This window comes from Thalassovita sp. (assembly GCF_034670005.1).
GTDB lineage: Bacteria > Pseudomonadota > Alphaproteobacteria > Rhodobacterales > Rhodobacteraceae > Thalassobius.
Genome location: NZ_JAXMOH010000010.1, coordinates 143,180 through 150,520, shown reverse-complemented (window position 1 = coordinate 150,520; position 7,341 = coordinate 143,180). Strand labels below are relative to the sequence as shown.

Below are 7,341 nucleotides of genomic sequence, written 5' to 3'. Positions count from 1 at the left end.
GTCCGGCAAGATCATGCGCCGGATCCTGCGCAAGATCGCCGAAAACGACTACGGCGCGCTTGGCGACACATCAACCCTCGCCGACCCTTCCGTCGTCGACGACCTCATCGAAAACAGGATGAATAAGTAGGTTCCGAAGGCTTTGACATTATGGGAAAGACCGGCCTTTAGGCCGGTCTTTTCGTTTCTGAACTTGCGCAGGATCAACAAGGGACATGAGATTTGCGGTTATAGTGACGAGGTAACGGGAAATTTTCACCATCCGCGAAAGGGAAAATCATGAAACATCTGATCATCGGCGGCTGTGTTGCAGCCCTACTGGCCCTGCCCGGCTGCGACGGGATGAGCCGCGACGAGACCTTTGTCTTGGGCGGATTGACGGGGGCGGCTTTGGGCGTGATGACAGCAGACATGCTGGGGGCCAACCGCAACTGGACGATTATTGCCGGTCTGGCCGGGGCCGCTGCGGGATCGCAGGTCGCGGTCAATCAGCGGACCAATGAATGTGCCTATGCCCGCGGGGATGGCCGCTACGACGTGCGGCCCTGCAGATAACGGTTAACATTGAGCCGCTCGCGACATGCGAGCGGCTACTTGCCCTTTTTCTTGGATTTCTTGCCGTCTTTTTTCTTCGGCTTGTCCTTTGATGTCTTTTTGCCCGAGGTCTTGGACTTTTCGGCCTTTTTGACTTTTTCGGCTTTGGCCTTTTTCGGTTTTTCCGCCTTTTTGGCTGATTTGGTTCTAGTCTGGTCAGCCTTTTTCGATGCTTTCGCGTCTTTCTTATTGGCCTTATTCGGCTTTTTCTTTGGTTTGCCCGTCTTGGCCGGGGCATTTTCAGCCGCAGGTGCCGCCGGGGTTGGAACGAGTGCAGGCGCAGGTTCCGAAACGGCCAATGGTTCAGGATCTGGCAATATCTCGGCCACTTCGCGTGCCGCTGCGATCAGCATCAACGCACGCGCGGGCCCAACCCGCGGTATGGCGGTCAAATCGACCGGATCGGCTTTGGCCAGATCGGTCGCCGTTTTGATCCCCAGCGCGGTCAGTTGATCGGTGATCGCCGGGCCCACCCCCTTGACGTTGGATATTTCTGTCATCTCTGCCTTTCCTCACCAGTTCAAAGGATTTGGCAGCAACCTACAGCAAAAGCACATACAATGTATATACACCTTCCGGCCAGTCCGTTACTGCGCGGTCCAGCCACCATCGACGGGAATCGCGGTGCCGGTCACATTATGGGCGATCGGGGCACATAGCCAAAGCGCCAGCGCGCCAATTTCTGACGGATCGGAGGTGCGCAAGCTGGGTTGTTTTTCCGACAACAGGTCGGCAATCCCGGCATCGCGGTCGCCGCCATGGGCGGCGGCACGGGCGTCGACCTGCGGGCCGATAATGGCAGTTTCGGTCCAGCCCGGGCAAATACAGTTGACCGTCACCCCGCCCAGAGCCTTGGTCCCTGCGGCGGCATATTCCAGCGCCGCCACCCGGCTGAGCCCGACCAACCCAAATTTGGCAGCCACGTAGGGCGCTTTGTCCTTGCTGGCGACCAGACCGTGTACGCTGGCGATATTGATCACCCGGCCATACCCACGACCGGCCATCCGTGGCAGTGCCTTTTGCATAGTGGCAAAGGCCGCGCTGAGGTTGATCTGCAGAATCGAATCCCATTTTTCGCGCGGCATCTCGGCCAGCGGCGCGGTATGTTGAATACCCGCGTTATTGACCAAAATATCCGCCCCGCCCCAGGCTTCAACGGCATCCATCATGTCGTCGATCTGGTCAGGCTGGCGCAGATCGCCGCGGAAAAACTCCGCCTGTGGCGATCCTTTGGCGCGCAGGTGTTCGCAGACCTCGTGGATTTGTGCATCGCCCGCAATGCCATGCACCGCGATCCGTGCGCCCGCTTCGGCAAGGCTTTCCGCAATTGCCAGGCCGATCCCCTGTACCGATCCGGTGATCAGGGCGGTTTTCCCGTTAAGATCCATTTTCATATCTCCTCCAGACGTTTGCGCAGTTCGGTTTTCAAAACCTTGCCGTAATTGTTTTTGGGCAGCTCATTTAGGGTAAAATACGCCTTGGGTCGTTTGAACCGCGCGATCTGATCCAGACAATGCGCGTCCAGCGCGGCCTGATCCATCTCTGCCCCCTCGGCCATCACCACGAAGGCAACCACGTCTTCGCCCCATTCGGCGTTGGGGCGACCGACGACGCTGACCTCGGCCACCGCAGGGTGGGTCAACAGCACCTCTTCCACTTCGCGGGGATAAATATTGGTGCCGCCCGAAATGATCATGTCCTTGGACCGGTCCTGCATGGTGACATAGCCATCCTCATCCATGAAACCGACATCACCCGTCAGCAACCAATCGTCGCGGATCGTCTTTTCAGTCGCTTCGGGGTTCTGCCAGTAGCCCGGCATCACGACATCGGACCGCACCATGATTTCACCCGCCTGACCGCGCGGCAATTCGCGGCCTTCAGCATCCCCAATCTTCACCTCGACCGCCGATTGCGCCCGACCGACCGACGCCAGCCGTTCCTTCCAGCGCGGATGGGTCCGGTCCGCGACGTCGTGACGACTGAGCGCGGTGATCCCCATCGGCGCCTCTCCCTGACCGTAGATCTGAATGAAAATGGGGCCGAAATGATCGACCGCCTCGATAATGTCGGCCAGGTACATCGGCCCGCCGGCGTAGACCACGCTGCGCAGACCTTCGCCAGTTTCGCCGGTCGCCCTGGCAATCTGGGTCATCCGTTTGACCATGGTTGGGGCGGCGAACATCTGAACGTTGCCGAAATGGCGGGCGAGATCGAAAATCTCGGCCTCCTCGAACCCGCCCGAAGGCGGGCAGATATGGCGCGCGCCCATCAGCACATGCACCATGTTGTAGATGCCCGCGCCGTGGCTCATCGGGGCTGCGTATAGCACTGCGTCATCGGCCCCGACCGGATCGACATCAGCCAGATAGCTGAGCGACATGGTCATAAGCATCCGGTGATCGATCACGACGCCCTTGGGCCGCCCGGTGGTGCCGGAGGTGTAGAATAACCACGCCAGGTCAGCCGGGTCACGCGGCTCCGGGGTGCCGGTCGGATCGGTCTGAAATATCCCGGCATAGGCGGAAGAGCCGATATCGACAGTTTTCCCTGCGGCCCCGGCCTGCGCCAAGGCTTCGGTCAAACCGGGAGAAGTGAAACTGAGTTTGGCGGCGGCGTTTTCAATAATCCACGCGGCTTCGCGGCCGTGCAATTTGGCATTGATCGGCACCACAGCCGCCCCGGCATACCACGCACCATATTGCGCGATCAGGTAGTCGGGGCAGTTTTTCATGAACAATGCCACCCGGTCGCCGGGTTCGATGCCCTTGTCGCGCAACCAACCCGCCACCTGCAACGCTTTGCGGTGGAAATCACCATAATCGGACACGCAATCGCGGCCCAGATGAAGCGCCGGGCGGTTGGGATGGATCTGCGCGATTCGTTCCAGCCAACATGCGATATTCATGACTTTACCGTTTCCAGGATCGACACGTGCGACGCCACGCCAGACCCGCCCATGTTAAACACCAGTCCAAGTTCCGCACCAGGTTGCTGCATCGCATCGGCCTGACCGGTCAATTGACGCGTGATCAAGGCGTGCATCGACACACCGGTGGCACCAACCGGATGGCCCTTGGCCTTCAATCCGCCGGACAGGTTCACCGGCAGACGGCCACCGGCATAGACGCTGCCGTCTTCCAGAACCGAAGCTCCCTGCCCCTTGGGTGCCAGACCCATAGCTTCGTAGATCAGCAATTCGGCAATGGTGAAGCAATCATGCACCTCGGCCACGTCGATATCATCCACCGTAAGGCCAGCCCTCTCATAGGCAAGCGCCATCGCCCGTGCCGGACCTTCGAAATCAGTCAGATTGCGCGCAGACATTGGCAGCAGGTCGTTGACATGCGCCACGGAGCGGAACCGCACCACCTTGTCAAAATCGTTCAGCATGTCTTCGGCCACCAGAACCACCGCCGCCGCGCCATCCGAGACCAGCGAACAGTCGGTTTTCTTCAACGGGGCAGCGATCATCGGGTTGCGATCGCTTTCGGTCGCGCAGAAATCCAGGTCCAATGGTTTCTGCAGCTGCGCCAGCGGGTTGTTGACCGAATTTCCATGGTTCTTGGCGGCGATTTTCGCCAATGCCAGGGAATGATCGCCAAATTCCTTGAAATAGGCTTGGGCGAATTGCGCAAAAATGCCGGGGAAAGACGTTCCGGCCTCTTCTTTCTGATAACTTGCCCGACCAAGTGCCGCGGTCACATCGGCCCCCGGCAGATGGGTCATCTTTTCCACGCCGACAACCAGCGCCACCTTGCAGTCTCCGGCCAGAATCGCCTGCCGCGCTGCGTGCACCGCTGCCGATCCAGAAGCACAGGCATTTTCCAGCCGCGTGGCCGGTTTGAACCTGAGCCCCGGGTCGATGCCCAGCATCAGCGACGAGGCAAAGCCGTCATCAACCATGCCCGCATTAAAATGCCCCAGCCACATGCCATCGACATCCGCACCCGAGATCCCGGCATTGGTCAGCGCCTGGCGCCCGGCTTCGACAATCAAATCTTCCAGCGACTGTTCGCTCAGACGGCCAAATTTGGTGTGCCCCCATCCTGCAATGCAAACCATGACTTTCTCCCATTTTCCTCGGCCGCAGCAAATCATCGGCGCGTTTTATGATCAATTGGTAGAAATACGCGGCCCTTCCCAAGACACCGATTTCACGGCATATGATGGCGGCATGGAGATAAGCAATCTAGGCTTCGAATACGCGCCTGTCGGGCTGTGCATATTGGAAAACCGCGTCATTCGCGGTTGCAACCAACAATTCGCCGAAATTTTTCAAGGCCCGACCGACAGTTTTGACAACGTGCCGCTGTCAGAATTCTACGCCAGTCCCAAAGATTACGAAACCATCGGCGCGCGCGGTTTGGCGGCGATGCGGGAAACCGGACGCTATTCGGATGAACGGATCATGAAACGGCGATCGGGAGTATTGTTCTGGTGCCGCGTGCGGGGACAATCGCTGACCCCGGACGATCCGTTCCAGCGCGGCATCTGGTCGTTTTCCGATCTGTCGGACGAACGTCCTATTGTTGCGCTGACCCAACGCGAACGCGAGGTGGCGATCCTGACCTGCCGCGGCATGACAAGCAAGGAAATCGGTCTGGAACTGAAACTGTCCTACCGCACCGTCGAGGTCTACCGCGCCCGCCTACTGGAGAAATTTCAAGCCCGGAAACTGGCCGAACTGGTTGCCAAACTGTCGGGTATGCCGATGTGATTCCGCCGATTGAGGCGGCCATCGTGTTTTTCCCCTCGTAATTTTTCATGGAAACCCCCATTTTTACGGACACAAGGGCGCTTTCCGCTCCGTCAAGGATAGCCTATAAGACGGCCAGATGGGGAACCGGGCCAAGCCAATAAGCCGCCCAACCGAAAACCGGTCGAGGATTATATGACAAAGAAAAACCATGACTCCGACGTGGCCTTCATTCAGGCCCTGGCAGAACTGTTGCGGGCAAATGAGCTGACTGAACTTGAGGTAATGCGCGAATATGGCGACAACGACAGCCTGAATGTCCGTGTCAGCCGCGCCAGCCAGGTCGTGGCACAGGTTGCCGCGCCAGCAGCAGCCCCTGTGGCAGCCGCACCGGCACCAGCCCCGGTTGCGGATGCAGCCGCCGCGTCCGAAGATCCCGCCAACCTTCCCGGCGCAGTCACGTCGCCCATGGTCGGGTCGGTCTATCTGCAACCCGAACCGGGCGCGCCGAGCTTCATCAAGGTCGGTAGCCAGGTCAGCGAAGGCGACACCCTGCTGATCATTGAAGCAATGAAAACCATGAACCATATTCCCGCCCCCAAGGCCGGGACCGTCAAACGCATCCTGGTCGAAGACGGCGCGGCGGTGGAATTTGGCGCTCCTCTGGTCATCATCGAATAAGGCGCGGGTGATGTTCGAGAAAATCCTTATTGCCAACCGGGGCGAGATCGCGCTGCGCGTGATCCGGGCCTGCCGCGAAATGGGCATCCAATCGGTCGCAGTGCATTCCACCGCCGATGCGGATGCGATGCATGTGCGCATGGCCGACGAAGCGGTCTGCATTGGCCCGCCATCGAGCACGCAAAGCTATCTTTCGATCCCGGCGATTATTGCAGCCTGCGAAATCACCGGTGCACAGGCGATCCATCCCGGCTATGGCTTTTTGTCGGAAAATGCCAATTTCGTGCAGATCGTCGAAGATCACGGCGTCACCTTCATTGGTCCCACCGCCGAACATATCCGAGTCATGGGGGACAAGATCACCGCCAAGGACACGATGAAGGCGCTTGGCGTGCCTTGCGTGCCCGGATCGGATGGCGGGGTTGCGACCCTAGAGGACGCCCAGCGGATCGGTGAAGAAATCGGCTATCCGGTAATCATCAAGGCCACTGCCGGTGGCGGCGGGCGCGGCATGAAAGTGGCCCAGACCGCCGCAGACATGGAAAGCGCCTTCATGACCGCACGCGCCGAAGGCAAGGCTGCCTTTGGCAATGACGAGGTCTATATCGAAAAATACCTGACCACGCCGCGCCATATCGAAATTCAGGTTTTTGGTGATGGCAAGGGCAAGGCTGTGCATCTGGGCGAACGCGATTGTTCGCTGCAACGCCGCCACCAGAAGGTTTTCGAAGAGGCGCCGGGTCCCAGCATCAGCGCCGACGAGCGCGCCAGGATCGGCAAGGTCTGCGCCGATGCGGTGGCCAAGATTAACTATATCGGCGCTGGTACCATCGAGTTCCTCTATGAAAACGGCGAATTCTATTTCATCGAAATGAACACCCGTCTGCAGGTGGAGCACCCGGTCACCGAAAGCATTTTCGGTATCGATCTGGTGCGCGAACAGATCCGCGTTGCCGAAGGGTTGCCGATGTCGTTCACTCAGGACGATCTGGAAATCAACGGCCATGCGATCGAGGTGCGGATCAACGCCGAGAAGCTGCCGAATTTCTCGCCCTGCCCGGGCAAGATCACCGCATTCCACGCCCCCGGCGGACTGGGTGTTCGGATGGATTCGGCGCTGTATGATGGTTATTCGATCCCGCCCTATTACGACAGCCTGATCGGCAAGCTGATCGTGCATGGTCGCGACCGTGCCGAGGCGCTGAGCCGGTTGAACCGCGCTTTGGGCGAATTGATCGTGGACGGCATTGATACCACTCTGCCGCTGTTCCACGCGCTGTTGCAGGAAGAAGATATCCATTCCGGCAATTACAACATCCACTGGCTGGAACACTGGCTGGAAACCAATTTGGGCTAAGGCCTTTTGC

General features: G+C 59.1%; 8 protein-coding genes. 4 read left to right on the top strand and 4 right to left on the bottom strand.

Annotated elements, in window-relative coordinates; translation table 11 throughout:
* Window positions 1-279 precede the first annotated feature (279 nt).
* Window positions 280-555, top strand: a complete 276-nt coding sequence (locus VOI23_RS15765) for a glucose-6-phosphate isomerase (protein WP_323785909.1) — start codon at window positions 280-282, stop codon at window positions 553-555.
* 35 nt (window positions 556-590) lie between these two features.
* On the opposite strand, the gene VOI23_RS15760 is transcribed toward VOI23_RS15765, so the two are convergent.
* The 4 genes from VOI23_RS15760 to VOI23_RS15745 all read right to left on the bottom strand — a co-directional run bounded on the left by VOI23_RS15760 (window position 591) and on the right by VOI23_RS15745 (window position 4,659).
* Entirely contained in the window at window positions 591-1,094 is a 504-nt protein-coding gene (locus VOI23_RS15760) for a helix-hairpin-helix domain-containing protein (protein WP_323785908.1), read from the bottom strand.
* Window positions 1,095-1,181: 87 nt separating this feature from the next.
* Window positions 1,182-1,988, bottom strand: a complete 807-nt coding sequence (locus VOI23_RS15755; protein WP_323785906.1) for a 3-hydroxybutyrate dehydrogenase — start codon at window positions 1,986-1,988, stop codon at window positions 1,182-1,184.
* A complete protein-coding gene (locus tag VOI23_RS15750) occupies window positions 1,985-3,502 on the bottom strand; it encodes a class I adenylate-forming enzyme family protein (RefSeq protein WP_323785905.1) in 1,518 nt (505 codons plus the stop codon). The genes VOI23_RS15755 and VOI23_RS15750 overlap by 4 nt, the downstream gene beginning before the upstream one ends.
* Window positions 3,499-4,659 carry an acetyl-CoA acetyltransferase gene (locus VOI23_RS15745; protein WP_323785903.1) on the bottom strand — a complete coding sequence of 387 codons (1,161 nt, stop codon included), beginning with the start codon at window positions 4,657-4,659 and terminating at the stop codon, window positions 3,499-3,501. The genes VOI23_RS15750 and VOI23_RS15745 overlap by 4 nt, the downstream gene beginning before the upstream one ends.
* A gap of 118 nt (window positions 4,660-4,777) precedes the next feature.
* Between VOI23_RS15745 and VOI23_RS15740 the strand changes: the two genes are divergently transcribed.
* The 3 genes from VOI23_RS15740 (at window position 4,778) to accC (ending at window position 7,331) form a co-directional block, all read left to right on the top strand.
* Window positions 4,778-5,314, top strand: a complete 537-nt coding sequence (locus tag VOI23_RS15740; RefSeq protein ID WP_323785913.1) for a LuxR C-terminal-related transcriptional regulator — start codon at window positions 4,778-4,780, stop codon at window positions 5,312-5,314.
* A gap of 174 nt (window positions 5,315-5,488) precedes the next feature.
* On the top strand, window positions 5,489-5,974 hold the full coding sequence (gene accB, locus VOI23_RS15735; protein WP_323785901.1) for an acetyl-CoA carboxylase biotin carboxyl carrier protein: 486 nt from the start codon (window positions 5,489-5,491) through the stop codon (window positions 5,972-5,974).
* Window positions 5,975-5,984: 10 nt separating this feature from the next.
* Window positions 5,985-7,331, top strand: coding sequence for an acetyl-CoA carboxylase biotin carboxylase subunit (gene accC / locus VOI23_RS15730; RefSeq protein WP_323785898.1), 1,347 nt, complete (start codon window positions 5,985-5,987; stop codon window positions 7,329-7,331).
* The last annotated feature ends 10 nt before the right edge of the window (window positions 7,332-7,341 follow it).